We start from the raw sequence: 25504 nt of genomic DNA on the forward strand, positions 1-25504 counted from the left end.
GACCGCTCCCGTGGCCATTGCCGCCCAAATCGCCGACGCCTCCGACACCGCCGGGAAGGTCCCCCTCAACGCCGCCACCAAGGCGCTCAAGCTGAAGGGACCCGAGAAGGCGGCGATCCTGTTCCTGTGCCTCGGCGAGAAGCGCGGCACCGAGCTGATGAAGAAGCTCGACGAGGGCGACATCCAGACCATCACCCGCGCCATGTCGGGCCTCGGCACGATTCCGGCCGAGGTGGTGGAGGACGTGATGACCGAGTTCACCGTCGAGGTCACCGATCTCGGCGGCGTCGTCGGCTCGTTCTCGATCGCCGAGAACATGCTGAAGAACTTCCTGCCCGACACCCAGGTCGCCGACATCATGAAGGAGATCCGCGGCCCCAAGCGCGAGCGCGGTCTCTGGGAGCGCTTCGAGGCGCTGAGCGAGTCGGTGATCGCCAACTACCTCAAGAGCGAACACGCCCAGACCGCCGCGGTGATCCTGTCCAACGTCTCGCCCGAGGTCGCGGCCCGCGTGCTGCCGCTGCTCGAGACGGAGCAGATGCAGGACATCGTCGAGCGCATGATCGGGCTCGACTCGGTCCCCCACCACATGCTGCGCGAGATCGAGGAGACGCTGCAGCAGGACGTCGTCGCCTCCGCCTCGCAGCCCACGGCGACGGAGCTGCAGCAGCGCATGGCCGACCTGTTCAACCGGCTAGACCCCGAGGCCTTCAGCCGCGTCGCACCGGTGCTCGAGGAGCGGGATCCGGACACGTTCAACAGCATCAAGCAGAAGATGTTCACCTTCGACGACCTCGCCCGCCTCGACCAGCAGAGCCTGGCGCAGGTCATGCGCGGCGTGCAGGGCAACACCCTGCCGCTGGCGCTGCGCGGCGCGAGCAAGGAGCTGCGCGACCTGTTCCTCGCCGCCCTGCCCCAGCGCTCGCGCGACATGCTCGTCGAGGAGATGGCGACGATGGGTCCGGTGCGCGGCCGCGAGGTGCGCGAGGCGCAGGCGGAGCTGGTGGACATGGCCAAGGACCTCGCCGAGCAGGACGTCATTCGCCTGCCCACGGGCGATGACGACGAGCTGATCGAGTAGCGCGGCGCCCTAGCGGTAGGGCGCGCTCGGCAGCGAGGTGATGGCGGAGATGTCGAGGGTGATGGGCACGTAGCTGCCCGCCATGCCCGCGGCGCTGTTGGAGAGCATCTGCACCGCCGCGCTGTTGCTGGCCGCGCTGCCGCTGAGCGCGTCGGAGATGATCGCGTACTTGCGCACCAGCTTCTCGACCTCGGCCGGGTCCTGCAGCTTCGTGATGTCGAACTTGCGTGCGAAGAGCTCCGCCTGCTTGTCGATGTCGAGCTGCGCCACCGAACTGGGCACGCCGAGCGCGGTGCGCATCAGCGTCGACAGGTCGGCGTCCTTGAGCACGTCCATCCAGGTGGAGATCTCGGGCGCGGCGCGGCGGAACTCGAGCGCCACCCCCACCGTCGCGTTCTGATCGGCCTGGGCGTTGATGAAGTGCTGCTCGACGTAGCGGTCGACCATCGCCTCCTGCCACGCCGGGTCGAGCGTGTTGGCGTTCTTGGTGCCGCCCTCGGTGAAGCCGAGCCCGGTGTAGAGTTCGCGCATACGGGGGTCGGTCAGGCGGTTGATGAGCGCCTTGCTGTCGGTGATATCGCCCTCGAGCACCTTGCCCACCAGCGCCTTGCCGAAGATCTGGTCCTCGAGATCGTAGGCGCGCATGACGAAGGCGTAGACGTCCTGGTCGGCGAGCAGGTCCTCGACCGTCTCGATGCCCCCCACCCGCTCGCGGAAGGTGTCGATGGCGCGGGCGTGGCGGGTGCTCGATCCGATCATCTCGAGCTGCTGGTCACGGGTCGCGTCCACCAGCTTGAGCGCAGCCGGCGTCGCCAGACCCGTGATCGGGATCACTCGGCCGCCTCCAGCATCGCCCCCGCGGGCGGCATGGCGGCGAAGATCTCCTTCTCGCGCTTCATCAGCGGGCGCAGGGCGCGCAGGGCCTTGTAGTAGTCGCGGGTGCTGACGAAGTTGGCCGCCTCGAACACCAGCGCCCGGCGCTCGGCGCCGAAGACGGTGCAGAGCTCGGCCAGCTTGGACTGGCAGACGGGGATCAGCTTGTCGCGGATCTCGGCGTTGGTCAGCGCCGTCTGGATCAGGAAGTAGACCTGCGCCACCGGGGTCGCCGCGTCGTGCTCCTCGAGCAGGTCGTGGCCGCGGATGATGTCGCCGTGGGTCTCCACCACCATCACGTGCCGGCGGCTCGAGTTGCGCATGACGCAGCCGTTGACGACGATGCGTTCCTGCGGCTTGAGGGTGAGCTTCAGTGCCATCCGACGCCCTCCCCTCAGGCCTGCGGCGACGGCGCGCGGCCGGCGAGGCCGTCGACGACGCTGCGGTTGACGGCCGCGAGCTGGACCAGGCCCTGCCCGCCGCCGAGGATGCGGTTGGTCTGCTTCTCGATCCACAGCGACAGCGAGATCAGCTGCACGCGCAGCGCCGGCGGAAGCTCGTTGGCGGGGCTCGAGAGGTCGTAGCGGAAGTGCAACCAGACCGTCACGTTCTCGGCCAGTGCGTCGCGCAGGCCACCGGCGAGGATGGCGATGCGCTCGGGCGCGGTGGCGGCGGTGTCGTAGGCCTGGGCGGCGTCCTCGAGCCGGGCGGTGAGCTGGGCGAGAACGCGTCGTTCGATCTGTCTGGGTGTTTCGCTTTCGCGGATGGTGCGCTTGTAGGCTGCGATGCTCATGGCTTCTGCTCCCTGTCAGCCCCGCCATTCTGGCGCGGGCGCCTGCCTGCCTCTGCTTGATGCGGAGGGGCCGGATGGCCGGCCCCTCCGAAGGACGTCCTCAGCGGAAGAGGCTGAGGATGTTCTGCGGCGCCTGGTTGGCGATCGACAGCGACTGGGTGGCCAGCTGCTGCTGCACCTGCAGGGCCTGGAGACGGGCGGCCTCTTCCTCCATGTCCGCATCGACCATGGAGCCGACACCGGAATCGAGCCGGTTGGTCAGCTCGGAGAGGAAGTTCTGCTGGGTCTCGATGGCCTTCTCGGCGACGCCGAGAGCGGTCGAATTCTCGATCGCCAGCGCGAGGTTGGACGAGGCCGTGTCCATCGCCGCCTTCAGCGTCGTGGCGTCACCGGGGGTGATGTCGACACCGTCGAAGGCCGCGTAGATCGCGCTCTCCATGTCGGCCGCGGCCACGGTGATGGTCGAGGTCGACACCGTCGCCCCGCCAACCCCGGTGACGCCGGAGACGATGGTCTTGGCGCCGGCACCGGCGGTCGAGAGCAGGTTCTCGCCGTTGAAGTTCGACTGGTCGATGGTCGTCTTCATCTGCGCGACGAGCGAGTCGAGTTCTTCCTGCACCTTCGCGTGGTCGACCCCGGTCTCCTGGGCGAACGCGACACGATCGATGAATTCCTTGGCGAGGTCGACGAAGGTCTCGGCGCCGAGGCGCGCGGTGGAGACCGAGTTCTTCGACAGGGTCAGGCCCTCGTTGATGGCCTTGTTCATCCCGCTTTCCGAGCTCAGCGTCGTCGAGATCGAGAAGTAGGAGGCGTTGTCCTTGGCGGAGTTCACCTTGAGGCCGGTCGAGATCCGGTCCTGGGTCTGGTTGAGGTTGTTGTTGATGCTCCGCAGCGTCGACAGGGCGTTCATTGCGGAATTGTTGGTCAGAATGGAAGACATGCTTCACTGCTCCGTATTCGTTCTGATTACGTTTGCATCGTCTTTCTGACGAAAAGCGGCGTGTGCCGTATCAAGGAGATGGGCGCGGATGGTTAAGCGAGGGTTTACGTTTGCGTACTCTTCAGAGCGACGCGTCGATCCGGTTGGCCGGCGTTTCGGGCGCGCCGCGCGTTTCGCCGGATTTGCCGTAGAGCCCGCGCAGGCTGTGGCGGTCGCGCACCCGGCGCAGCTCGCGGGCCACGTCGCCCGTCGCCCGGGCGGCACGCTCGAGCAGCTCCGCATCGCGCGTGATCAGCGCGCCGAGGGTGGCGAAGTCGCTCGCGAGCGCCCTCTGCTCCGTCGGCGTCAGCGCGGCCGCGGCGGCCTCGAGCTCCGCGCCGAGCCGCTCCTTGTCGGCGGCGAGCTCGTGCACCAGTGCGAAGCGGCCGGCCTGCAGCGCGGCGATCTCGCGCTCCAGCAGGCGGCTCAACGCGCGGATGATGCGTCCGCAGGTCTGGCTGTCGCTCATGCCTCGTCTCCTCCGGTAATGCGGCTCTGGTAGGCGTTGATCGCGGTCTCGATGCTGGTGGCGATGCCGGTCGTGCCGCCCTTGGCGACCTCCTCGGCGAAGGCCCGGCTGAGGAAGCCGCGCCACGTCTCCTCGGCGTGGCCGCCGCCGAAGATGCCGCCCTCGACCGTGCTCATCATCTGCTCGACGGCCTGGGTGAGGAACACCGCCTCGAACTCCACCGCGATCTTGCGCGCCTCCGCCTCGCCGGCGCCGCGCGGGCGCGCCGCGCTGCTGGCGGGGAGGGGCTGGCGGATGCCGTCGGCGGGGGCTTCCATCAGATGATCTCCAGGTCGGCGTGCAGCGCCCCGGCGGCCTTCATCGCCTGCAGGATGGAGATCGTCTCCGTCGCGCCGAGGCCGATCGCGTTGAGTCCGTCCACGAGGCGCTGCAGGCTCACGTCGCCCTCGATGATGGCGAAGTTGGTGCGCCGCTCCTCGACCGTCACCGTGGTCTGCGGCACCACGACCGTCTCGCCGACGCTGAACGGCTCGGGCTGGCTGACCTCCACGTCTTCCTTGACGATCACCGTCAGCCCGCCCTGGCTCACCGCGACCCGCCCGATGCGCACCTCGGCGCCGATGACGATAGTGCCCGAGCGGGCGTCGATGACCACCTTGGCGACGCTGTCGGGGTTGACGCGCAGGTTCTCCAGCCCGGCCATGAGGCCCGGGATGTCGGACTTGTCGGATGGGTAGACCTCGATGGTGCCCGGGTCGAGCGCCCGCGCCGTGCCGCCGCCGAGCGCGGCGTTGATGACGTCCTGCACCCGCACGGCGGTGGTGAAATCGGGCACCCGCAGCGCGATGCGCACGCTCTCGAGCTCCTCGAGGCGGAAGCCGATCTCGTTCTCGATCAGCGCCCCGTTCTCGATGCGCGCCACCGTCGGCACGCCCTCCACGATGGCCGCGTTGGCGCCTTGCGCGGCGTAGCCGGCGACGGCGATGGGGCCCTGCGCGACCGCGTAGATCTCGCCGTCGGCGCCGGTCAGGGGGGTGACGATCAGGGTGCCGCCGCGCAGCGAGGACGCGTCGCCCAGCGAGGAGACCACCACGTCGATCGTCGAGCCGCGCCGCGCGAAGGGCGGCAGCGAGGCGGTGACCATGACGGCGGCGGTGTTCTCCGTCTTCATCTGGTCGTCGGAGAGGTTGCCCACCCCGAGCCGCTCGAGCATCCCCTGGATGGATTGCTGGGTGAAGGGGCTGTTGCGCAGGCTGTCGCCGGTGCCGTTGAGGCCGACGACGAGGCCGTAGCCGACGAGCTGGTTCTCGCGCACGCCTTCGAAGGTGGCGATGTCCTTGATGCGCACCTGCGCGCTGGCGGACGTCGCCGCGAGCAGCAACAGCAGCGCCGCGGCGAGAAGCGGTTGCAGACGCAAGGCCGGATGAAGCTGCATTGGAAGCCTCCGCATTTCAGCCTCTACATGACCACAATTGCGAATTAGCATCAACAGGTAAATATACGCGGCCGTTTAACCTTGACTATCCTTGGCCATCCGCTCAGGTTCGTCATCGAAGGCCGCGCGGCCGCAATTGCCAGCAGCGAGGAAAGCGGGATGCATATTTACCTCTACGAGCCGAGGTCCGAACGGCATCAGGGGCTGACCCGCGAACTCGCCACCGCCGGGATGCGCCCGGTGATGATCGGCCCCGAGTTCTTCCGGACCGATCTCAGTCTGCTCAACCGCGGCGGCAACGACCAGCGCCCGTTCCTGCTGGCCGCCGAGGGCGAGGCGACGATCGCGCAGATCCGCCTGCTGCGCAGCGCCGGCTGCGCCAACCCGATCATCGTGCTGCGCGACTTCCGCAATTCCACCCACACCGCCGAGGCGCTCAACGCGGGCGCCGACGACGACATGACGATCCCGCTCAAGGTGATCGAGCTGCGCTCGCGGCTCAACTCGGTGCTGCGCCGCGCCAAGGGGCATGCCTCCGAGAGCGTCACCGTCGGCGAGGTCACCGCCTATTTCGACGGCCGCGACCCGGTCGTCGCGGGCACCCGGGTGCGGCTGTCGCGGCGCGAGCACGCGATCTTCCAGCACCTGGCGCTCAATCCCAACCGGATCGTCAGCAAGGCGGCGATCTACGACGCGGTCTACGGGATGGCCGAGGAGCAGCCGCTCGACAAGGTGATCGACGTCTACATCTGCAAGATCCGCAAGAAGATCGACGCCGCCGCGGTCTCGGGCCGCCCCTACATCGAGACGGTCTACGGCCGGGGCTACAAGCTGACCGCCGAACACCCCGACGCCGCCCCGCTCGACGACGTCCGCACCGCCGCAGTCGCCTGAGCGGGCGCGCGGCAAGGCCTTACATGTATCGCAGGAACGACAGGTCCGCGAGGCGCCGGGTCACCAGGTAGGACGCCTCGAGCTGGGTCTCGAGGTCCGCCAGCCGGGTCGCCGCCTCGTAGGGGTCGACCGACTGCAGGTCGTTGATCTGCGCGTTGTAGAGGTCGCTGCGGCTTTCCAGCAGCGCCAGCGTCTCGTCGAGCGCGTTCCGCTGGCTGCCCAGCCGGGCTTCCATCTCGATGGTGCCGCTGATCCCGCTCGACAGCGCATCTGTCGCCGCGCCGATCCAAGCCTCCCTCGCCGGACCGTCGGCGATGGCGGAAACGTCGAACGCGGCGAACATGGCGAGGCCGCGATAGAGGTCCCTCAGCGGCCCGTCGTTGGCCTGCACGCCGAAATCGAGCGTCACGCCCGCATCGATGCGCGCCGACAGCCGCGGCACCGGGTTGCCGGCCCCGTCGACCTGCGGCGCGCCGTTGTAGAAGGTGGCCTCGAAGTCCGGGCCGGCGAACAGCGCCTCGAGGTCGGCGGCCTTGGCGGCGGCGTCGGCGGCGTCGGTGATGCCGCCGCCGATGATCCCGGCCACCAGGTCGCGCGGCACCTGCCCGGTGCCGGTGTCGGCGTCGGTCCAGCCGGTGAGCGCGGCCGAGGCCGTCTCGACGCCCGCGAACAGGGCGGCGCCGGCATGGCGCGTGTTGAGCTGGCCGATCATGTGCTCGAGCGCCGTGTGCGACGCCGCCTTCAGCGCGCCATAGTCGCCCGAGCCGGTGACGGTGAGGTTGACGGCGGCGGTGCGGACCTGCTCGCCGAGGGTGCGGATCGAGTCCATCACGCTCGACATCGCGTCGAGCCGCGTGGCGAGGGCCTTGTCGGCGTCGATCTGGGCCTGCTGGCGTTCGAAGGCGGCGTGGAGCTGGAGCAGCTCGGTCGCGTCGGCACCCGCGGCACGGTAGATGTCGGTGCGCTTGCCGGTGGCGACCTCCTGCCCGACATTGTCGAGCCGGTCGCGCACGGTGGCGACATCCTGGCGCAGGCTGGAGGACTGGCCGTAATTGGCGACCGGGTTCAGGACGATGGGCATGTCGCGCTCCTCAGATGGCCGCCAGCAGATCGTCGATCATGCGCACCACGGTCGTGAGCACCTTCGAGTTCGCCGCGTAGGTCTGCTCGATCTCCAGCAGCCGCTGCATCTCCGCGTCGATGTCGACGCCCTGCCGCGCGGCCCGGCTTTCGGCGACGGCTGCGGTCGCGGTGTTCAGCCCCTCCAGCGCGGTGTCGGCGCGGGCGCGCACGGCGTGCTGGTCGGCCATGAGCTGCGCGGCGAACTCGCCGAGCGGCGCGCCGCCCTGCAGCCCCGTCGCCGGATCGTAGACCTGCCCCTGCGCCAGCCGGTCGAGGATGCCGTCGACGACGGTCGCGTCGCCCGGCGGCCCCTCGCTCACGGCGCCCATCCCGTCGCGCACACGCCACAGCGCTCCGCCCGCCTCGGGGCGGGCCGCGTCGTTGACGGTGATGCGCCCCGCCAGCCCCTCGTGGAGCGCCGGGTCGTATCCTGCGCCTGCATCGGTGAACAGCCCCGCGCCTCCTGCGCCGACGGTCGGGTCGGCGTCGGCGAAGGTCTGGACCAGCGCCCGCGCGGTCTCGTCGAGCTGCATCCGGAAACGCGGCAGGATCTCGCTGCGCAGCTCCGTCAGACCGGCCAGCACCCCCTCGGTGATGCCGCGCCCGACCGCCTTGCCGGGGGTGATGTCGACGCCGTCGAAGGCGAGGCCGCTGTTCGGATCGAAGGTCAGCGGCGCCGGGTCGTCGCCATCGAGCATGACGGTGCCGTCGGGGGTGAAGATGTCGAGCCCGCCATCCACGCGCTCGCGCACCTGGAAATCGAGCGAGGTGGCCAGCGCGTCGAGCCGGCCGTCCATCCGGTCGCGCAGTTCGGCGCTGGCGGCGGTCCCCTGCTCGGTCCCGGCCATGCGCGCGTTCATCGCGGCGAGTTCCGAGAGCAGCCCCTCGACCCGCTCGACCTGCCCCGCGATCTGCTCGCCGACACCGCGCACCGCGCTGTCGAGCTGGCGCGACAGGCCGTTGAGCGCCGCCGCCGCCCCCTCGGCGGCCTCGAGCACGCTGCGCTGCGCCGGCCCCGAGCCGGGGGTGGAGGCGAGCGCGACGAAGGCGTCCTGCAGCCCGCCGAGCCGGGCGCTGAGGGTCGTCGGGTCGCCGGGCTGGCCGAGCGCGGTGGCGTAGGCCTGCAGCCGGTCGCTGATGGTGGACTGGGTCGCGCCCTCGGCGAGGTGGTCGCGGTGCAGCCGGGTCAGCGCGGCGTCGCTGTCGCGCGTGATGCCGGTGACGATGACCCCACCCCCGACGACGTTGGTCGACAAGCCCACGTCGCGGCGCACGTAGCCCTGCGTCTTCGCGTTGGCGACGTTGCCGGCCGTGGTCTCCGACCAGCGGCTCACCGCGAGCAGGCCGCTCCTGCCGGCCGAGAGGGCGTTGGTCAGGCTCATCGGCCGGCTCTCCTAGCGGTCAGCGCTTGATGCGGGTGGTCTCGTCGAGCATCTCGTCGGCAGTGGTGACGACCTTGGCGTTGGTCGAGTAGGCCCGCTGCGTCGCGATCAGGTCGGTCAGCTCCTCGGCGATATCGACGTTCGAGCCCTCCAGGGCGCCGGCATAGATCGAGGCGGTGCCGCCCCCGCCCGCGATGCCGAGCGTCATGGCACCCGAAGCGCGCGACAGCTTGTAGGCGTTGCCGTTGCCCGCCACGAGCCCTTCGGGATTGCTGACGTTGGCAACGGGCAGGCTGAAGAGCGACATCCGCTGGCCGTTGTCGAAGAAGCCGAAGACGGTGCCGTCGTTCTCGATCTCCACGCGGGCGAGGTTGCCGGCTTCCGAGCCATCGCGGTCGATCTGCGGCGGCGTGTAGTCTCCGGCGAATTGGGTCATGCCGTCGAATTCGCCCGGCGCGCCGAGGTCGAGGGTGATGACCTGCGGCGTGTTGCCGTTGTCGATGGTCAGCGTCGCCTGGCCGGTGGCGTCGTTGAAGGCGAAGTTGGCGCCGCCGCCATTGGGCATCCCCTGGTAGGTCAGCGGCGAGCCGGCGTTGGGGCCCGAATCCTCGAAGGTCGCCGTCACCCAGCCGTAGGGCGGCTGGTTCGGGTCGGGGCCGGAGATCTCGAGCGTCCACTCGTTCTTGTTCATCGAGGGCAGCCAGCGCAGCTCCAGCCGCTCCGCGCCCCCGAGCGGGTTGAAGTACTCCGCCGAACTGATGAACGGCGCGCCCGGAGTGGCGAGGCCGCTCTCCTGCGCGGGCAGGTTGCCGCTGAGGGCGATGGTGGTGGTCGGCGCGCCCTGGATGCTGCGCTCGAGCACGTTGACGGTGCTCAGGTCGCCGAAGCTGGTGCGGTCGATGCCGCCGGTCTGGCCGTTCTGGTCCGTCGGAAAGCCGGCGAGGTAGAATCCGGCGGCGTTCTTAAGATTGCCGTTCTCGTCGGGGGTGAACGAGCCGGCGCGGGTGAGCATGTAGTTGGAGGCGAGCGGTTCGTCGGGCCGCTGCGACACGACGAAGAAGCCGCCGCCTTCGAGCGCGAGGTCGGTGGCACTGTCGGTCGGGCGCATGGAGCCCGGGGTGCCCATGTCGATCCGGTCCCGCGCGATCACGCCGGACATGGAGGACGGGTTGGTGGTGGTGGTGGTCACCATCTGCGAGAAGCTGCGCCGGAAGCCGTCGGTGTTGGCGTTGGCGATGTTCTCGGAGATGTTCGCGACGGAGGCGGCATTGGCCTGCAGGCCGCTGACACCGGTCTTCATGGCGCCGAGGATACTCATGTTACTGCCCCTTGCTCTATTCTTTGGCCTACCCTAGCACAAAGGTAAGGCAAGATCTTTTCACGAAGATTAAACCGGAGATCCTTGCCGGATCATGTGTCTTCCGGGTCATCCGCCCGGTTGATCCCCTCCAGCGTCCGGTCGGCGCGCTCCAGCGCGTCGAGCGCGTCCTGCCGGCGCAGGGGCGTCTCCTCGCCGCTCTCGCCGGTGATGATGAGGGTCTCGGCGAGGCTTGGGTAAGCGGCGGCGGCGCGGTCGCGGGTGGCGGTGTCGCCGAGGCGGTGGGCGGCGAGGAACAGGTTGATCGCGTCGCTCCCGGGCAGCGCTCCTTGGGCGTCCCAGAGCCGCAGGTAGGCGTCGCGCGCGCCGGCCCAGTCGCCCTCCTCGTAGCGCGCCCGCGCCACGATGCGCAGCACGCCCTCGCGCTCCCCGGGCGCGTCGAGCGACAGCAGGTCGGCCGTGCTGCCGGTCTCGGCAAGGATCTCGGCCCACAGGCTCGCATGCCAGTCGCGCAGCTCCGGATCGTCGCCCTTCAGCCCGCCCGCGAGCACCGCCTGCGCCGCCTCGAAGCGGCCGCCGCGCATCAGTGCGTCGGCCTGCTTGAGCAGCAGCCGGTCGTCCTCCGCCGCGTCCGCCTCGGCAAGGCCCAGCTCGATCGCGGCGCGGCGGTGGTCGCGCAGAAAGGCGAACTCGTCGGCCGCCGCCCCCGTGACGCCGCTCGCGAGCAGGCGGTCGGCGAAGCGTTCGGCGCCGCTCCAGAAGTCGGGGTCGAAGCGGTAGCGCCCGGCGATGCGGCGGTGGCCCGGCAGGGCCTCGGCCAGCCCGATCTCACCCTCGGCACTGCGCGCGTACCAGTCGCGCAGCAGGGCACGGGCCATCTGCGCCGCCTCCGACGCGGCAACGCTGCCCGGTGCGCGGGCGCCGATCAGCGCGAACGTGTCGAGCGCCGCGACCTCGCGGCCCGTCGCCAGCTCGGCGCGCGCCAGCAGGTGCAGCGTCTCGCTCTCCAGCGGCCCGCCCTTCCAGAGCCGCGCGATGGCCTCGAGCATCGCCCATTGCTCCTCGGCCTCCAGTGTCCCGCTCTCCTGCCCGAGCCGCACCAGCGCCAGCCGCGCCCGGTGGGCGTCGGGCCCGCTGCCGCGCGCGGCGGCCTCGTAGCGGTCGAAGGCGGCGACGAGATCACCGGTCTGCGCCATCACCCGGCCCATCAGGTAGTCGTAGCGCGGATCGCCCGCGAGTTCGGGGAGGCCGTCAATGGTGCGGGCGATGTCGCCGGCGAGCTGCCACTGCTCCGTGACGATGGCCGCCTCGAACAGCTCCGGCATCAGCGCGACGGCGAATTGCGGCGGGTAGGTCGACAGCTCGAAGAACGCCCGCTGCAGCTCGGCCGAGGCGGCGACCGGGTCGTCCTGGCGGATCGCGAGCAGCGCCGTCCAGAGCGGCCCGACGGCGGCGGCGGCGCCCGGCTCGGGGAGCGTCACGCCGGCTCGATCGCTCATCAGCGCGAGGCGCACCGCGAGCCGGTCGTGGCGCCGCCGCTCGGCGCCCGAAAGCGCCTCGGCATCGACGCCCGACAGCACCGACAGGCCCTCGGGGATCATCACGTGCGCGAGGTAGAAGCCCGCGAGGTCGAGCAGCGCCCGCCGCTCGATGGCGGTGCCGGGCTCGGCGAGCGTGACCTCGATGCCCAGCGCCCGTCGGTCCTCGAGGAAGGTCGGCCGCAGGTAGCCTGCGAGCCCGGCGCCGCTCGGCACGCCCCCCTCCCCCGCCGCGGCGGTCGCGAGGGCGAAGGCCAGCGCCCCGGACACGGCGGCGATGCGGACGCCTGCAAACATCTGCTCAGACTTTTCTTGACAAATCATGCGTTGCACATGGATAAACTACACAAGCGAGGCAGATTTTCAAACAATAAACCGCCCGAAGGCGTTCGAGGCAGCACCGCCCATGGAAAATTCCAACTACATCGCCCTGTCGCTCGCGACCGTGATGCAGCGCTCCATCGACGTCGCCGCCAACAACATGGCCAACGCCAACACCGCTGGCTTCAAGGGCGAGCGGATCCTGTTCGACAGCTACCTCAGCCCCGGCGATGCGGGCGAGGAGAACGGCGCGACCTTCGTGCTCGACCGCGGCTCGTTCATGGACGACAGCCAGGGCCCCGTGCGCAACACCGGCAACGTGCTCGACGTGGCGCTGCAGGGGCCGGGCTGGTTCTCCTACCAGACGCAGGACGGCCAGCAGGCCTTCGGCCGCGACGGCCGCTTCGCCGTCGACGCGCAGGGCAACCTCGTCACCCAGGCCGGCGCGCGCGTGCTCGACGCGGGCGGCCAGCCAATCGCCCTGCCCCCCGACGCGGTGGCCGAGCTGGTGATCGCCGACGACGGCACGCTCTCCTCCCCCGCCACCGGCGCGCTCGGACGGCTCGGCGTCTTCGACGTGCCCGACCTCAAGTCCTACACCCGCATCGGCGCCGGCATGTTCGTCGCCCCCGCCGAGGCCGACGTCGCGGCGCCGCTGCCCGATCTCGCCACCAAGGTCGTGCAGGGGGCGCTCGAGGGCAGCAACGTGCAGCCCATCGTCGAGATGACGCGGATGATGGCGATCCAGAAGAGCTACGAGCAGGCGACGAAGTTGATGGGCACCGGCGACGAGCTGCGCAAGGACGCGCTGCGCCGCCTCGGCCAGGTCTGAAAAGGATAGCACCATGAAGGCACTCGGCATCGCGACGACCGGCATGTTGGCCCAGCAGACCAACGTCGACGTCATCTCCAACAACATCGCCAACGCCAACACCACCGGCTTCAAGAGCAGCCGCGCGGCGTTTCAGGACCTGATCTACCAGAACGTCGCCCGCGAGGGCGCGCTGACGGCCGAGGACGGCACCGTGCGCCCCACCGGCGTCGACATCGGCCTCGGCGTGCAGACCGTGGGCACCGTGCGGCTCAACACCCAGGGCGGCCTGATCGCGACGGGCAACGACCTCGACCTCGCCATCGACGGGCCCGGCTACTTCGCCGTCAACCTGCCCGACGGCTCGCAGGGCTACACCCGCGACGGCGGCTTCCGGGTCAACGCCGAGGGCCAGCTCGTCAACCTGCAGGGCCACGAGATCGACCCCGGCCTCGTGATCCCCGAGCTGACCACGAAGGTCGAGATCAACGAAAGCGGCGTCGTCATGGCCTATGTCGAGAACGACCCCGCCCCCGTCGAGCTGGGGCAGCTCACGCTGACCACCTTCATGAACGACAGCGGCCTGCGGCCCGTCGGCAACAACCTGTTCCTCCAGTCCGAGGCCTCCGGCGAACCCGTCCCCGCCGTTCCCGGCGAGCCGGGCATCGGCATCATCCGGCAGGGCCACCTCGAGGGCTCCAACGTCAACATCATCCAGCAGATCACCGACCTGATCGCCGCCCAGCGCGCCTACGAGATGAACTCCAAGGCGATCGAGACGGCCGACCAGATGATGAACACCGCCAACCAGGTCCGCTGAGATGCTGCTGCGCGCCCTCGCCCTGATCGCCGCCGTCCTCGGCGGCCCGTCCCTCGCCGAAGACCTCGCGGTGCTCGTCGAGGAGCGCGCCCGCGACCAGCTCGGCGCGACCCTCCCCGACACCGCCGAGTTCGAGGTCACCCTGCGCGAGGGCGACGCGGCCGACGTGCTGATGCTGGCCGAGTTCTGGATGGACGGCTCGACGGGCCAGTTCGTCGCCAACGCGGTGCTCGCCTCGGGCGAGACGCGCCGCGTCATGGGCCTGGCGCTCGCGACGGTGCCGGTCCCGGTGCCGGTGCGGCGCATCCTGCCCGACGAGATCATCGCCGAGGCCGACCTCGACGTGGTGCGCCTGCCGATGGGCCGCGTCGGCGCCTTCGCCGTCGTCGACCTTGAGGCGCTCGTGGGGATGCAGGTCCGGCGGGTGCTGAGCCAGGGGCGGCCGGTGATGAGCCAGTCGGTCATCGAGCCGCTGGTGATCGAGCGCGGCGACGCGGTCTCGATCCGCTATTCCGATGGCGCGCTCGAGCTGACCGCGCCGGGGCGCGCGATGGCCGGGGCGCATCGCGGACAGGACGTGCGCGTGGTCAATCTCGCGAGCAACCGGCTCGTCACCGGCATCGCCGCCCGCGACGGCATTGTGGAGGTTCTGCGTTGAAGCATCTCGTCACGGCGCTCGCCGCCACCGCCCTCGTCGCCGGCTGCGCCAGCGCGCCCGCCTTCAACCGCGAGCCCGCCGTCTCCAACCTCGACCTGACGCGCCAGACGATGCCCGAGGTCGCCAGCGTGCAGGTCCCCCTGCCCGTCCCGCAGCCCGTGCCGGTCCCGACCCGCGCCGAATCGGCCTCGCTCTGGGCGCCCGGCGCGCGCGGCTTCTTCGGCGACCAGCGCGCGACGGCGGTGGGCGACATCCTCACGATCGACATCGAGATCGACGACGAGGCCAGCCTCGCCAACGCCAGCAGCCGCGAGCGCGACGGCGAGGGCTCCGTCGCCATGCCCACGGCCCTCGGCTACGAGAACCACCTCGCCAACGTCATTCCGGGCATCTCGCAGGACGAGCTCTCCGACCCGCTGATCGGGCTGCGCTCGGAGACCAACGCCAGCGGCTCGGGCACCATCCGGCGCAACGAGTCGATCAAGCTCAAGGTCGCCGCGATGGTCATCCAGCTCCTGCCCAACGGCAACATGGTGGTCGCCGGCCGGCAGGAGGTGAAGGTCAACGACGAGCTGCGCGAGCTGCGCGTCGCCGGCATCATCCGGCCGCAGGACATCCAGATGAACAACACCGTCCCTTACGACAAGATCGCCGAGGCGCGCATCTCCTACGGCGGCGAGGGCTCGCTGTCGCGCACCCAGACGCGCGGCTACGGCGAGGACGTGATGGATATCGTCCTGCCCTACTGATCCCCGCAAAGCGCCGCCCCCGCGCGGCAATCTCGCCACATTCCTCCTGCAGGTTCCTTGGGCCGATGCATGGGGGATTGCGCGCGTGATGAAGAAACTCCTGCCGTTCGTGGTGGCTCCGCTGACCTTCGCGGCCGTGGGCTATGCCGCCGGGTCGACACTCGTCCCCGAGGCCTCGCTCGCCGCCGAAGAGGCCCACGCCACACCCGCCGCCGCACCCGGCGACGAGGCGGTCGACGAGGCTTCTGCCGACGGCCACACCACCCCCGACGGCCCGGCCGGCGACGCCTACGACACCCAGGCCGAGGCCCCCGGGCAGGACGAGCACGTGCCGGTCCTGCGGCTCGGCCGGATCACCGTCCCGATCCAGCAGCCGCGCACGATCACCTACATCGTGCTCGACCTCGCCCTCGCCTTTGAAAGCCAGTCGCTCGCCGATTCCTACCGCGCCGACGGGGCCTTCACCGCCCTGCGCGACGCCAGCCTGTCGGCCATCCACCGCGCCGCCGAGCGGCAGTTGATGCAGGGCGCGACCGTCGATTCCGAGCGGCTGTCGTCATTCGTGACGCAGGAGGTGGCCGCGGCCTTCCCCGACGTGCAGGACGTGCTGTTCCTGACCCTCTACAAGCAGGCCGTGCCACGCACCTAGCCGCCGACGCCCGCCAGCGTCACCGCGAGGACCTCCTCGCCGTTCTCCATCGTCAGCATGCTGCCGTCCGGCCCGAACTCGAGCGCGCGGGCGACGGAGGAGGCGTAGCCGCTGTAGCCGATCTGCTCGCCGTCGGCGTCGACGGCGCGGATCTCGGCGGTGAAGGTACCGTCCGGCACCGGCAGGCCCTGCGAGTCGCGCCCGTCCCACGTCACCGCGTGGCGCTCGCCCGGCGTGACGGCCAGCCCGCCGATCTCGCGCAGCACCTGCCCGTCGGCGCCGGTGATGACGAGCTTGGCCGACGCGGCCTCGGCATCGAGGCTGTAGAGGTAGTCGGCGCTGCCCCCGGCGAGGCTGATGCGGTCGCTGGCGTAGGTGACGGGCTTACCGATCAGCTGCACCTCGGCCATCGAGCCGAACGACTGCACCCCGGCCAGCAGCTCGCGCAGGTGGCCGTTCGACTGCACCGTCTGCTCCACCTGCGACAGCTGCGCGAGCTGGGTGACGAAGGTCGAGCTGTCCATCGGCGCGAGCGGGTCCTGGTTGGTCACCTGCGCGGTCAGCATCTTGAGGAAGTTCTGGTAGTTGCTGTCCATCGCGGCGTTGCTGCCGGTGGTCGCGGTCTGGGTGGCGGAGGCTGCCGGGGTGATGCCGGTGAGGGCCATGGGCGTGTCCTTACGTGATGATGTCGACGCGCCCGTCGCCGAGGATCGGCCGGTCGTCGCTCTGCTGGTCGGGCTCGGGGTCGCCGCTGGCGGCGAGGGCGGTCTCGGGCGCGTCCTGCTGCTGTCGCTGGCCGCCGCGCTCGAAGGTGCCGAATTCGAGGTCTCCCGCGCCGAGATCGCTGCCGGCGGCGCCGAGAAGGCCGAGGAGCGTGTCGCGGTCGGTGCGCAGCGCTTGCAGGACGCCGGGATTCTCGACCTTCATCACCACCCGCAGCGCACCCTCCTCGGTGCGCATCAGCTCGACCTCGATCTGGCCGAGCCCGTCGGGGCGCAGCTGCACCACCGTCCGGCCCTCGCCGACGCCGACCTGCTGGATCTGCGCCGCGATCTTGCGCGTGAAGGGCGCGGCCTCCGGCGGCGCGGGCGGCGCGGCGGGCGTGGCCGCGGCGGGGGCGGCGGGGCGCGGGGCGCTTTCGGTGGCCGGGAGCGCGGCGGGCTCGGCGGCGGCCTCGGGCGCGGCGTTGGCGAGCGCGGTGACGGCGATCTCCACCAGTCGCGGCCCGGCGGGCAGTTTCGGTGCGGCCTTCAGGTCGGGCGCGGCGAGCGCCTGGGAGACCTCGATCCTCTGCGTCGCGGCGGGCGTCGTGGGCTGCTCGGGCGCGCCGGGCGGGCGGACCTCCCCGACGGCCGGGCTCAACCGGATCGCCTCATTGCTCGGCGCCGTCCGCGTCATGAGAGCCTGCTCCGGCACGGCGTCTTGGCGGCCCTGACCGGGCGCGGCGAGGGGCTGGGCCGTCTCGCCTGCTGGCGGCGCCGGGGCGGTTTCGGGCTCTTGCTGCAGCACACTTGAGGCGGGGATATCGGTCGCCACCGGCTGAACCGCCTCGGCTCTCGGGGGTGCGGCGCGCGCCACGGCCTGCTCCGGTGCGGCCCGCGCCATGGTCTGCTCCGGTGCGGCCCGCGCCATGGTCTGCTCCGGTGCGGCGAGCGCGCGGACCTGCTCGAACAGGTCCGGCAGCGTCGGCGCACTCTCGGCGCTGCCGGGTTCCAGTGCCCCGGCCAGCGCCGCCCGCACCTGACCCAGCAGCCCGGCGCCGGTCTCGGTGTCGAACGCGGCGATCAGCCCCGCGAGCGCCTCGAGGCCCTCGGCCAGCACCGCCTCCGCCTGCTCGGGCGTCACCGCCGCCGCGAGATCGTCCGACAGGCCCGTCTCCAGCGCCTCGAGCGCCGCGAACAGCTCCGCCACCGGCTCCTCGGCGGACACCTCCGCCGGGGCCTGTGCCTGCCCCTGACCCTGCCCCGCCAGCGCCTGCATCACCTGCTGCAGCGCCTCGGCGAAACCGGCCACCGCCGGCGCCTGCCCGGCGGCCACCGGCGGGACGGCACCGGAGGAGACGGACGGCGAGAGAAGCGCGACGAGGTTCATGTGAGCATCCCCTTGGAGAACCCGCCCTCGATCAGCCGCTGGCGCAGCCGGCCCATGGCGCGTGTTTCGATCTGGCGCAGCCGCGTCGGGCTCATCGACAGCTCCGCCGCGAGCGCGTCGACCGGCGCGGGGCGGTCGCTCAGCTTGCGCCGGGCGAGGATGGTGCGCTCCGTCTCCGACAGGCTCGCGAGCGCCGCGTGCAGCAGCCGCGCGGCGGCGTCGCGGCTCGAGTCGCGGATGATGCGGTCCTCGGGGGTCGGCTCGGGGCAGGCGAGCCGGTCGGACATGTCGTCCTCCTCCGACGCCCGCGCCCCGCCGTCGAGCGCGACCACGTTGCGCTGCGCCAGCGCCTCGCCCGCGCGCCGCGCCTCGGCCAGCGCCTTGACCGGCACGTCGATGACCGCGCTGATCCGCCCGTAGGCCTCCGCCATCGCCGTCCTCAGCCACCAGGCGGCGTAGGTCGAGAAGCGCACCTCCCGGGTCAGGTCGAACCGCTCGGCGGCGCGCATCAGGGCGATCATCCCCTCGGCCACGAGATCCTCGATGTAGGAGGGGTTGTCGGTCCAGCGGGTCGCCTGGGCGTAGGCCTGCCGCGCGTGCGAGCGCAGCAGCAGCTCGAGCGACGCCCGGTCGCCCTCGCCCTGCCATTTCTCGATCGCCTGTCGCTCCTGGTCGAGGCCGAGGAGCGGCTCCTTGAGAGCTTCGGCGTAGCTGTAGCCCATGTTTTGGCGCTTATCTATTCTTGCTCAACAAGAATAGATAAGCACATCTGCACGAGTCGGGGAACGCTCCTGCGGTTAAGGAACCTTAACGGTCGCGGCTGAGCACCTGTGCCGCCCGCCGCTCCTCGCGCGCGAGGTGGGCGGTGACGGCGCCTTCGGCCTCCTCGAGCCACGCATCGTGCGCCCGCAGGCCGCCCGAGAAGCACATCAGCGACGCCGGCACCGCGCGCGGCGGCACGAAGCCCGCGTCGCACGAGGCGAGGTAGGCGTGCAGCCGGCTGTCGGAGAGGAAATCGGGGCTGACGAACATGCCGCTCGTCTCCGTCCGGCTCGAGCGGGCGCCCGACCAGTAGGCGCCGAGCGACGCGCCGAGCCCGGCCCGGAAGCGCTCCGGCGACAGGCCGAGGTGGCGGAACTCGGTGCCTTCGGCGAGCCGCGCGTAAGAGGCCGCCATCGCGAACAGCGCCCGCGTCTCCACGTCGAGCGCGAAGCCGCCGCGTTCGACCACGCCGACCAGCGCCTCGCCGACCACGGACCCGATCCGGTAGGAGACGGCCTCGGGCGCCGCGTCCCAGGCGCCTGCCGCCTGGATCACCACGAGCGAGCCGTAGGGAACGTCGATGTCGAGTTCTTCCGCCAGAACGTCGCCGAGCGGCAGCGCCGGCATCAGTTCGGTCTCGTCACCCAGCACGAGGGTGCGCTCGATGCCGTGACTGGCCTCGAGCATGATGGTGCTGACCGGCAACAGCCGGTGCAGGAGGTCTTGTGCCTTGGTGGTTGCGGGGGATCTGGAAGGGGCGAACGCGCCCTGCCAGACAAGCTCCATAAGGGTCCTGTCTCTCATGATTTTGCGGCTTTCTGCCTACTGCCTCAGATTTATTATTACCCAGAGGCTATTGCGGGCTGAAGCTCATGTGAAGACAAATTCGTTAAGACTTCCGAAACCGTTGCAGCGAGGTGTCGCTGCGGCAGTTCCGCGTCACTCGCCGGCAGGTGCGGCGGGGTACTGCATCAACACCTCGATGCGGCGGTTCTCCGGGGCGTCGGGAATGTCGGGAACGCGCAGCTCCGTCGCCGCGAGCCCGCTGATCTCGACGATCCGCGCCGCGTCGACCCCGGCCGCGATGAGCGTGCGGCGCGCGGCGTTGGCGCGGTCGGCGGAGAGTTCCCAGTTGCTGTAGCCGTCGCGGGCGCCCGAGAAGGGGACGGAGTCGGTGTGGCCGGTGATCGCCACCGGGTAAGGCAGGCCCCGGATCGTCTCGCCGACGACGCCGATCAGCTCGCGGGTCGACTCCTCGATCTCGGCGCTGCCCGAGCGGAACATCGCGACGCCCTCGTGATCGACGATCTGGAAGCGCAGGCCCAGGTCGGTCGCGTCGACGAGCAGGTTCTCGGCGAAGGTCGCCAGCTCCGGGTCCTCCGCGATCCGCTCCTCGACCTCGCCGCGCAGCACCTCGAGCGCCGCCGCGCGCTGCTCGGCCAGCTCGGCGGCCGCCAGCGCGGCCTCGCTCGCGGCGGTGCCGGCCTCACCCTCGGACGCCTCGGGCGCGCTGCCGGCACCGTCGAGCGGCGTCGTCTCGCCATCCACCACCTCGCCGGCGGCGGCGTGCAGGCGGGCGAAGGGATCGTCGCCGAGATCCTCGACCGGCACGTACTCCACGATCACCGAGGGCGCCTCGGGCGTGCGGTTGGCGCTGATCTCGAGCGGGTTCTCCTGGCCGAAGCTCGGCAGCTCGGGCACCACCCCGCCGCCACGGGTGCCCTGCCCCTCCACGGCCTCGCCGTCGAGCAGGCCGCTGCCGGCGCCGTCGGCCGTCACGAGGCTGGGGGTGAAGTAGTCGGCGATGCCGCGCAGCTTCTCCTCGTCGGAGGCCGCGATGATCCACATCAGCAGGAAGAACGCCATCATCGCCGTCATGAAGTCGGCATAGGCCACCTTCCAGCCACCGCCGTGGTGGCCGTCATGGGCGTCCTCGGTCATGCGCCGGATGATGATCGGTTGCTTCTCGCTCGACACCGGTTCCTGCCCCTATCGTCCGCTCAGGCGAGCTTTTCGGCGTCGGCCGGCTTCTGGACGGCGCTGCGGTCGTACTTGCCGAAGCCCGCGCCCTTAGCGTAGCTCGCCTTCTGGCGGCTGTAGTTCGGCGCGACGAGCGGCATCTCCTCGGGGAGGCCGAAGCGGCGGCGGTATTGCTGCTCGGTGAGGCCGTGCTCGGCGCCCAGGTGACGCTTGAGCATCTTGAAGCCGCGCCCGCAGCACAGGCAGTAGACCTTGTCGGGCGTCACCGCCTGCTCGATCGGCAGCGCCGGCTCGGCGGCGGCCTCGGGCGCCGGGGCGGCGGCGCGCGCGACGGCGGTCTCGCCGCCGACTTCACGGCGCAGCTTGCTGTAGAGTTCGACGATGGCGTCGGGTTCGACATCGGGCCGTGCGGCGAAGGCCGACACGATACTGAGGATCACGTCGTCCTCGTGGTCATCCTTGGTCATGTTGATCACTCTGCTTTCGTGCATTCTGCTCATGGCGTGAAGACGATAACCATGCGTCTTCCGCCAAGCTGATACGGCACCGCTCGCGGTACCGCGCTCATTCGACTTTCTGTCGATGGTCTTGCGGCCCGGCAGCGCCGGCCGCGTCTTGTCTGCTGATGCCCTGCCTCGATCGCTTGGGCTTTTCTTCTTGTTGTTACATCTAATACTTGGGCCGACAAGGTTAACAGAGGTTGAACACTCGTCATCGGACGATTTCCGCCACCATCGGCGGCGCCTCCCCGCCTGCCAGCCCCGCCTGCAGGGCCGCGCCGACGGCGATGGAGCACAGGAAGGTCGTGACCAGCAGCGCCAGGTTGCGTGCCGGCAGCGGCAGGCGGCGGCGCGCCGGCGGCGGCAGGGGGAGCGGGGCGCGGGCGGCTAGCGGGGTGATGTAGAGCCCCTCCGAGGTGAGCGCGCAGCGGCCGGTCCAGTCGTCGTCGCCGATCATCTCGAGCAGGCAGCCGGGCAGCGCCTCGTCGGGGATCCAGAGGCAGAAGGCCTGCGGCGCCGCGCCGAGGTCGCCGTGGGCGTCGCGGGGGATGAAGAGGCATCCGAAATCCTGCCGCACCGACAGGCTGCCGGGCTCGACCACGTGCGGCGCCTGCTCGGCGAGCGGCCCGTGGCCGACGCTCAGTCCACCCTCGCCACGCTCGATGGCGACGTCGACCAGCAGCGCCTCGTCGTCCTCGCGGCGCACGGGCCGAAAGCCCTCGATCGGCCGCGGGGCGGGCTCGGGCGCGGCGTCCGTGGGGGCCGGCGCGGGGCCGACATCCAGGATCCAGCCCCCTGCCCCGGCTCCGGGCACGCCCTCGCGGGTCACCGCCTCGGGATCGAGTCCCTCCTCGCGCGCGAAGCCGAAGTTGATCGCGTAGTCGCGCGCGCGTTCGACGAGGCCGGGATGCTCGCGCACCAGCCGGTGCAGCTCCTGCTCCTCGGAGAACAGCAGCTTGCGCAGCGGCGCGGCCTTGGTCTCGTGGGTCGCCGCGAAGCCGCCGAGGGGCAGGCCGAGCCGATCGGCGGCCCGGCCCAGCACCTCGCCGGCCTCGCTGGCGTGGTAGATGAACGGCGCGCACAGGTGCCGGGAGACGCACAGCGCGACGTTCATCTCCTCCGGCCATCCCGCCACGAGCCCGCGCATCTCGGTCTCGTCGATCAGGTGGAGGAACGCTCCGAGGCGATTCATGCACAACCCTCCTCTGGCCACGAAACTATACTTGCCTTTCCTTGTCTCGATGTCAATAATCCCTTCGGAAGTCTGTCGGCAACAAGCAGAAAGCGGGCCCATGAACCTCTTCCTCGGTATCGCTCTCGTGTTCGGACTCGTCTTCGGCGGGTTCATCCTGTCGGGCGGCAAGCTCGACATCGTGCTCTACGCCCTGCCCTACGAGGGGATGATGATCGGCGGCGCGGCCCTCGGCGCGTTCGTCATCGCGAATTCCTTCGGCGTCCTGAAGGGCTCGGCGATCGGCATGATGAAGGTCATCACCGGCCCGCGCTGGAAGGCGGCCGACTACAGCGACCTGCTCAACCTGCTCTACGAGCTCAGCCGGCTCTACAAGTCCAAGGGCATCCTCGCGCTCGACGAGCACGTGGAGAACCCCAAGGATAGCGAGATCTTCAAGCGCTATCCGAAGATCCTCAAGGACCACTTCGCGACGGAGCTCATCACCGACAGTTTCCGCATGTTGTCGATGAACTTCGACGACCAGTACCAGACCGAAGACGTCATCAACCGCAAGATCAAGAAGCACCACCATGAATCGCTCGCCCCGGCGAGCGCGGTCTCGGTCATGGCCGACGGGCTGCCCGCCATCGGGATCGTCGCGGCCGTGCTCGGCGTCATCAAGACGATGTCGGCGCTCGACCAGCCGCCCGACGTGCTGGGCAAGATGATCGGCGGCGCGCTCGTCGGGACCTTCCTCGGCGTGTTCCTCGCCTACTGCCTCGTCGCGCCGATCTCGGGCCGGCTCAAGCAGATCGAGGAGGAGGACGGGACCTTCTACCTCATCATCCGCGACGTGTTCGTCGCGATGGTCGCCAAGCACCCGCCGAACATCTGCATCGAGATCGGCCGCGGCAACATCCCGACCTCCAAGCAGCCCGACTTCTACAAGGTCGAGGCCGCCCAGAAGGAGCTGCCGGTTGCGTGAGATCGCTCTCCTGCTGCTCCTGCTGCCCGCTGCGGCGCAGGCCGCCGGCGGAGACGACGCGGCGGCGTCCGAGGGGCCCGTGATCCTGCTCGCGCCGCCCCCGGCCCAGCCGTTCCCGGCCGACATCCTCGCCGAGATGCGCGCCCGCCTCGTGGCGCTCTCCGCCGAGCCCGGCACGGCGCCCGCCGAGGCGGAGTGAGCCGCGCCCGGCGCATCCACGCGCTCGCCCTGCTCGAGCGGGTCGGACGGCACGAGATGGCCGAGGAGGCCCGCCAGCTCACCGAGCTGCGCAGCCGCGCGGCCCATCACCGGGCCGAGGCCGACGCGCTGGACCGCAAGCTGGTGGAGGAGACGGCCGACATCCGCCTCGAGGCCGCGCCCTACCTGACCCGCTTCATCCAGTCGATCCGCAGCGCGGCGGCCGAGCATCTCGAGCAGGCCCGCGCCGCCGACGACGAGGCGCGGGCGCTGGAGGACCGGGTGCTCGAGGCGTTCCGCAGCCTGAAGTCGGTCCAGGTCGCGCTCGAGGGCGAGCGCGACGCCGAGGCGCGCGCCCGCCTCGCCGCCGAGACGGCCCGGCTCGACGAGCTCTCCGCCATCCGCCACGCCCGGGCCATGCGGCCCCGCTGACGCCGCAACCGCGCCCGATTCCCGCCCGAAAGCGGCCCGGATTCTGTCCGGCGGTTTCCGCGCACGCCGCCTATCGCGCCTGAATCGCCGCCATCGTTTCCCGAGGCGGCGCGAATTGGGGCGCAAGTTTGACGCAAAGCGGGCAGCGGCGTGATGCTGATGTGACCGAAGGGTGATGCTCGCACCGCTTCGGACATCGGAGGACCAGACCATGATGCTTTCCGCGCTGCCCGCGAAGCCATCGCCCCGGTTCCCCGCCCAGCGCGTGCGCCCCGCGCCGCTTTCGGCGGAGACCGACCACCACGACGCCCCCCGCGCCGCCATCGCGCCGCGCCGGCCCCGCGCCATCGTGCGCGTCGCCGTCCAGCCGGCCACCGCGGCCCGCTACTACGCGGCCACCCGCGACAGCTGAAACGGGCGCTGGCGAAGCCGTGTACGGATAAAGTTGGGAAATCCCGCTCTGAAGGGCCACATATGGCCCAGCCAACCAGAACGGAGGTCATCCCTCACATGCCATACGAGAAGACAGAGGACGCCCTCGCCCGCCTCGACCCGGAGCAGTTCCGCGTCACCCAGCAGAACGGCACCGAACGGCCCGGCACCGGCAAGTACCTCGACAACAAGGAGCCCGGCATCTACGTCGACGTCGTCTCGGGCGAGCCGCTGTTCGCGTCGTCCGACAAGTACGAGTCGGGCTGCGGCTGGCCGAGCTTCACCAAGCCCATCGAGCCCGCCCACGTCGCCGAGCTGCGCGACACAAGCCACGGCATGGTGCGCACCGAGGTCCGCTCGACCCACGGCGACAGCCACCTCGGCCACGTCTTTCCCGACGGCCCGCCCGACCGGGGCGGCCTGCGCTACTGCATCAATTCCGCCAGCTTGCGCTTCGTCCACCGCGACGACATGGAGGTGGAAGGCTACGGGGCCTATCTCGATCAAGTGGAGGACATCCGATGAATGCCGAAAATCTGAGCCGCGCCGTGCTCGCCGGCGGCTGCTTCTGGGGCATGCAGGACCTGATCCGCAAGTTGCCCGGCGTGGAGAAGACCCGCGTCGGCTACAGCGGCGGCGACGTGCCCAACGCCACCTACCGCAACCACGGCACCCACGCCGAGGCGATCGAGATCCTCTACGACCCCGACCGGATCAGCTATCGCCGGCTGCTGGAGTTCTTCTTCCAGATCCACGATCCGACCACGAAGAACCGGCAGGGCAACGACCGGGGCATGAGCTACCGCTCCGCGATCTACTATGTCGACGAGGACCAGGAGCGCATCGCGCGCGACACCATCGCCGATGTCGAGGCGTCGGGCCTGTGGCCGGGCAAGGTGGTCACCGAGGTCGAGCCGGTGGGCGATTTCTGGGAGGCCGAGCTCGAGCACCAGGACTACCTCGAGCGCATTCCCAACGGCTACACCTGCCACTTCCCCCGCCCCGACTGGGTGCTGCCCCGTCGCGACGCGGCGGAGTGAGCCGATCCGGCGGGCGGC

Annotated in this window: 31 protein-coding genes; 13 read left to right on the plus strand and 18 right to left on the minus strand. The window is 70.5% G+C overall.

Features of this window, described 5'->3' with window-relative positions; all coding sequences use genetic code 11:
* The first annotated feature begins 10 nt into the window (after nucleotides 1-10).
* A complete protein-coding gene (locus OG2516_RS06695) occupies nucleotides 11-1081 on the plus strand; it encodes a flagellar motor switch protein FliG (RefSeq protein WP_007254876.1) in 1071 nt (356 codons plus the stop codon).
* A gap of 9 nt (nucleotides 1082-1090) precedes the next feature.
* Here the strand turns inward: OG2516_RS06695 and OG2516_RS06700 are convergent, their stop codons facing one another.
* From OG2516_RS06700 to OG2516_RS06730, 7 genes are all read right to left on the minus strand, one after another.
* Nucleotides 1091-1915, minus strand: a complete 825-nt coding sequence (locus OG2516_RS06700) for a DUF1217 domain-containing protein (RefSeq protein WP_007254877.1) — start codon at nucleotides 1913-1915, stop codon at nucleotides 1091-1093.
* Entirely contained in the window at nucleotides 1912-2334 is a 423-nt protein-coding gene (locus OG2516_RS06705) for a flagellar biosynthesis repressor FlbT (RefSeq protein WP_007254878.1), read from the minus strand. The genes OG2516_RS06700 and OG2516_RS06705 overlap by 4 nt, the downstream gene beginning before the upstream one ends.
* 14 nt (nucleotides 2335-2348) lie before the next feature.
* Nucleotides 2349-2747: a flagellar biosynthesis regulator FlaF gene (locus OG2516_RS06710; protein ID WP_007254879.1), complete on the minus strand. Its 399-nt coding sequence runs from the start codon at nucleotides 2745-2747 to the stop codon at nucleotides 2349-2351.
* 100 nt (nucleotides 2748-2847) lie between these two features.
* On the minus strand, nucleotides 2848-3687 hold the full coding sequence (locus OG2516_RS06715; RefSeq protein WP_040615008.1) for a flagellin N-terminal helical domain-containing protein: 840 nt from the start codon (nucleotides 3685-3687) through the stop codon (nucleotides 2848-2850).
* A 121-nt stretch (nucleotides 3688-3808) separates the two neighbouring features.
* The gene (locus OG2516_RS06720; protein WP_007254881.1) at nucleotides 3809-4195 is read right to left on the minus strand and encodes a hypothetical protein; all 387 of its coding nucleotides are present in this window, start codon (nucleotides 4193-4195) and stop codon (nucleotides 3809-3811) included.
* Entirely contained in the window at nucleotides 4192-4512 is a 321-nt protein-coding gene (locus tag OG2516_RS06725; RefSeq protein WP_007254882.1) for a rod-binding protein, read from the minus strand. The genes OG2516_RS06720 and OG2516_RS06725 overlap by 4 nt, the downstream gene beginning before the upstream one ends.
* The gene (locus tag OG2516_RS06730) at nucleotides 4512-5630 is read right to left on the minus strand and encodes a flagellar basal body P-ring protein FlgI (RefSeq protein ID WP_007254883.1); all 1119 of its coding nucleotides are present in this window, start codon (nucleotides 5628-5630) and stop codon (nucleotides 4512-4514) included. Before OG2516_RS06730 ends, OG2516_RS06725 begins: the two co-directional genes overlap by 1 nt.
* Before the next feature lie 159 nt (nucleotides 5631-5789).
* Between OG2516_RS06730 and OG2516_RS06735 the strand changes: the two genes are divergently transcribed.
* On the plus strand, nucleotides 5790-6524 hold the full coding sequence (locus OG2516_RS06735) for a response regulator transcription factor (protein WP_007254884.1): 735 nt from the start codon (nucleotides 5790-5792) through the stop codon (nucleotides 6522-6524).
* Between the two features lie 19 nt (nucleotides 6525-6543).
* Here OG2516_RS06735 and OG2516_RS06740 read toward each other — a convergent pair whose 3' ends face one another.
* The 4 genes from OG2516_RS06740 to OG2516_RS06755 form a co-directional block, all read right to left on the minus strand.
* On the minus strand, nucleotides 6544-7605 hold the full coding sequence (locus OG2516_RS06740; RefSeq protein ID WP_007254885.1) for a flagellin: 1062 nt from the start codon (nucleotides 7603-7605) through the stop codon (nucleotides 6544-6546).
* A gap of 10 nt (nucleotides 7606-7615) precedes the next feature.
* Nucleotides 7616-9028: a flagellar hook-associated protein FlgK gene (gene flgK / locus OG2516_RS06745; protein WP_007254886.1), complete on the minus strand. Its 1413-nt coding sequence runs from the start codon at nucleotides 9026-9028 to the stop codon at nucleotides 7616-7618.
* A gap of 19 nt (nucleotides 9029-9047) precedes the next feature.
* On the minus strand, nucleotides 9048-10346 hold the full coding sequence (locus OG2516_RS06750) for a flagellar hook protein FlgE (protein WP_007254887.1): 1299 nt from the start codon (nucleotides 10344-10346) through the stop codon (nucleotides 9048-9050).
* A gap of 92 nt (nucleotides 10347-10438) precedes the next feature.
* Nucleotides 10439-12181 (minus strand): hypothetical protein, encoded by a 1743-nt coding sequence (locus tag OG2516_RS06755; protein WP_007254888.1) that lies wholly within the window; start codon nucleotides 12179-12181, stop codon nucleotides 10439-10441.
* A 109-nt stretch (nucleotides 12182-12290) separates the two neighbouring features.
* Between OG2516_RS06755 and OG2516_RS06760 the strand changes: the two genes are divergently transcribed.
* From OG2516_RS06760 to OG2516_RS06780, 5 genes are all read left to right on the plus strand, one after another.
* Nucleotides 12291-13037 carry a flagellar hook-basal body complex protein gene (locus OG2516_RS06760; RefSeq protein WP_007254889.1) on the plus strand — a complete coding sequence of 249 codons (747 nt, stop codon included), beginning with the start codon at nucleotides 12291-12293 and terminating at the stop codon, nucleotides 13035-13037.
* Nucleotides 13038-13050: 13 nt separating this feature from the next.
* Nucleotides 13051-13836, plus strand: a complete 786-nt coding sequence (flgG, locus tag OG2516_RS06765) for a flagellar basal-body rod protein FlgG (RefSeq protein WP_007254890.1) — start codon at nucleotides 13051-13053, stop codon at nucleotides 13834-13836.
* A 1-nt stretch (nucleotide 13837) separates the two neighbouring features.
* Nucleotides 13838-14494, plus strand: coding sequence for a flagellar basal body P-ring formation chaperone FlgA (gene flgA / locus OG2516_RS06770; protein WP_007254891.1), 657 nt, complete (start codon nucleotides 13838-13840; stop codon nucleotides 14492-14494).
* A complete protein-coding gene (gene flgH / locus OG2516_RS06775) occupies nucleotides 14491-15243 on the plus strand; it encodes a flagellar basal body L-ring protein FlgH (protein ID WP_007254892.1) in 753 nt (250 codons plus the stop codon). The genes flgA and flgH overlap by 4 nt, the downstream gene beginning before the upstream one ends.
* A gap of 85 nt (nucleotides 15244-15328) precedes the next feature.
* Nucleotides 15329-15892 (plus strand): hypothetical protein, encoded by a 564-nt coding sequence (locus OG2516_RS06780; protein ID WP_156799281.1) that lies wholly within the window; start codon nucleotides 15329-15331, stop codon nucleotides 15890-15892.
* Here OG2516_RS06780 and OG2516_RS06785 read toward each other — a convergent pair.
* The 7 genes from OG2516_RS06785 to OG2516_RS06815 all read right to left on the minus strand — a co-directional run bounded on the left by OG2516_RS06785 (nucleotide 15889) and on the right by OG2516_RS06815 (nucleotide 22417).
* Complete coding sequence (locus OG2516_RS06785; protein ID WP_007254894.1) at nucleotides 15889-16557, minus strand: flagellar hook assembly protein FlgD; 669 nt, start codon at nucleotides 16555-16557, stop codon at nucleotides 15889-15891. The two genes, OG2516_RS06780 and OG2516_RS06785, sit on opposite strands and share 4 nt — an antisense overlap.
* A 10-nt stretch (nucleotides 16558-16567) precedes the next feature.
* Complete coding sequence (locus tag OG2516_RS06790; RefSeq protein ID WP_007254895.1) at nucleotides 16568-17983, minus strand: flagellar hook-length control protein FliK; 1416 nt, start codon at nucleotides 17981-17983, stop codon at nucleotides 16568-16570.
* Nucleotides 17980-18705, minus strand: a complete 726-nt coding sequence (locus OG2516_RS06795) for a sigma-70 family RNA polymerase sigma factor (protein WP_007254896.1) — start codon at nucleotides 18703-18705, stop codon at nucleotides 17980-17982. Before OG2516_RS06795 ends, OG2516_RS06790 begins: the two co-directional genes overlap by 4 nt.
* Before the next feature lie 85 nt (nucleotides 18706-18790).
* A complete protein-coding gene (locus OG2516_RS06800) occupies nucleotides 18791-19549 on the minus strand; it encodes a hypothetical protein (protein ID WP_156799282.1) in 759 nt (252 codons plus the stop codon).
* A gap of 135 nt (nucleotides 19550-19684) precedes the next feature.
* On the minus strand, nucleotides 19685-20722 hold the full coding sequence (locus OG2516_RS06805; protein ID WP_007254898.1) for a flagellar motor protein MotB: 1038 nt from the start codon (nucleotides 20720-20722) through the stop codon (nucleotides 19685-19687).
* A 23-nt stretch (nucleotides 20723-20745) separates the two neighbouring features.
* A complete protein-coding gene (locus OG2516_RS06810; protein ID WP_040615641.1) occupies nucleotides 20746-21192 on the minus strand; it encodes a Ros/MucR family transcriptional regulator in 447 nt (148 codons plus the stop codon).
* Between the two features lie 244 nt (nucleotides 21193-21436).
* Entirely contained in the window at nucleotides 21437-22417 is a 981-nt protein-coding gene (locus OG2516_RS06815; protein WP_007254900.1) for a hypothetical protein, read from the minus strand.
* A 100-nt stretch (nucleotides 22418-22517) separates the two neighbouring features.
* On the opposite strand from OG2516_RS06815, the gene motA reads away from it, so the two are divergent.
* The 6 genes from motA (at nucleotide 22518) to msrA (ending at nucleotide 25486) form a co-directional block, all read left to right on the plus strand.
* Nucleotides 22518-23384, plus strand: coding sequence for a flagellar motor stator protein MotA (gene motA / locus OG2516_RS06820; protein WP_007254901.1), 867 nt, complete (start codon nucleotides 22518-22520; stop codon nucleotides 23382-23384).
* On the plus strand, nucleotides 23377-23583 hold the full coding sequence (locus OG2516_RS06825; protein WP_007254902.1) for a hypothetical protein: 207 nt from the start codon (nucleotides 23377-23379) through the stop codon (nucleotides 23581-23583). The genes motA and OG2516_RS06825 overlap by 8 nt, the downstream gene beginning before the upstream one ends.
* Entirely contained in the window at nucleotides 23580-24014 is a 435-nt protein-coding gene (locus OG2516_RS06830) for a hypothetical protein (RefSeq protein ID WP_007254903.1), read from the plus strand. Before OG2516_RS06825 ends, OG2516_RS06830 begins: the two co-directional genes overlap by 4 nt.
* Nucleotides 24015-24225: 211 nt before the next feature.
* Nucleotides 24226-24426 (plus strand): hypothetical protein, encoded by a 201-nt coding sequence (locus tag OG2516_RS06835; RefSeq protein WP_007254904.1) that lies wholly within the window; start codon nucleotides 24226-24228, stop codon nucleotides 24424-24426.
* A gap of 98 nt (nucleotides 24427-24524) precedes the next feature.
* The gene (msrB, locus tag OG2516_RS06840; RefSeq protein WP_007254905.1) at nucleotides 24525-24971 is read left to right on the plus strand and encodes a peptide-methionine (R)-S-oxide reductase MsrB; all 447 of its coding nucleotides are present in this window, start codon (nucleotides 24525-24527) and stop codon (nucleotides 24969-24971) included.
* Nucleotides 24968-25486: a peptide-methionine (S)-S-oxide reductase MsrA gene (gene msrA / locus OG2516_RS06845; RefSeq protein ID WP_007254906.1), complete on the plus strand. Its 519-nt coding sequence runs from the start codon at nucleotides 24968-24970 to the stop codon at nucleotides 25484-25486. The genes msrB and msrA overlap by 4 nt, the downstream gene beginning before the upstream one ends.
* Nucleotides 25487-25504 lie beyond the last annotated feature (18 nt).

It is taken from the genome of Oceanicola granulosus HTCC2516, from assembly GCF_000153305.1.
Classification (GTDB): domain Bacteria; phylum Pseudomonadota; class Alphaproteobacteria; order Rhodobacterales; family Rhodobacteraceae; genus Oceanicola; species Oceanicola granulosus.